Origin of the sequence: Bradyrhizobium sp. AS23.2 (genome assembly GCF_001908185.1) — a bacterium.
Taxonomy (GTDB): domain Bacteria; phylum Pseudomonadota; class Alphaproteobacteria; order Rhizobiales; family Xanthobacteraceae; genus Bradyrhizobium.
This window is the reverse complement of the sequence record NZ_LGHM01000382.1, coordinates 1-869: the sequence shown is the minus strand read 5'-3', so window position 1 is coordinate 869 and position 869 is coordinate 1. Positions and strand designations below refer to the sequence as shown.

Genomic DNA, 869 nt, shown 5'->3' with positions numbered 1-869 from the left:
CAGCACGAGCTTTCCCTCTAGGGTCTGTACTCAATAAGGATTCCCAGGACTAAGGGATTGTGATTCAAGCTTTCCAGCACATGGAGGCTTGGATGGCAAAGCAGGCTTACTGGCTGAGCGATGCGGAATGGCAGCGGATTGAACCTTTGTTGCCGCGAGGGCGGCGCGGTGCGCACCGGGTCGATGATCGCCGGGTGATCAGCGGTATCGTCCACATGTTGCGCTGTGGGGCGCGCTGGCGCGATTGCCCGGAAGTCTATGGGCCTTACACGACTATCTACAATCGCTTCAACCGCTGGAGCCGTCAGGGCATCTGGACCGATATCTTTTATGCACTGACCGGCTCGACGGGCATGTACAGATCGGCCTCGATCGACTCTACCTACATCAAAGCCCATCGTTCCGCCGCAGGCGCAAAAGGGGGGCCTTCAACAACGCCATCGGTCGCTCGCGTGGCGGGCAAACGACCAAAATCCATGCCTTGACCGATGACACCGGCCGCCCGCATGCCTTGTTGATCACGGCCGGGAACGTCCACGATCTCGATGGCGCCCGCAGCCTGCTGGCGATGGGGCATCAGCCGAAGAGACTTCTCGCTGATCGCGCCTATGACGCCAGGAGTCTGAGGGAGGTCCTCGCCGCGCGGCGGATCAAGGCCGTCATTCCGCCAAACCCCACCCGCAAGCATCCTCACCGCTACGACAAAACAGCCTACAAGGGACGCAATGTCATCGAGAGGATGTTCTGCCGCCTCAAGGATTTCCGACGTATCGCGACCCGCTATGACAAGCGAGCCGATATCTTCCTCTCCGCAATCCTCTTGGCTGCCGCACTCACTTGGTGGATCAATTGAGTCCGGACCCTAGACC

1 pseudogene is annotated in these 869 nt (G+C 59.7%); it reads left to right on the top strand.

The window, feature by feature from the left end:
- Positions 1-80 precede the first annotated feature (80 nt).
- Positions 81-853: pseudogene (locus AC630_RS43235) on the top strand (IS5 family transposase).
- The last annotated feature ends 16 nt before the right edge of the window (positions 854-869 follow it).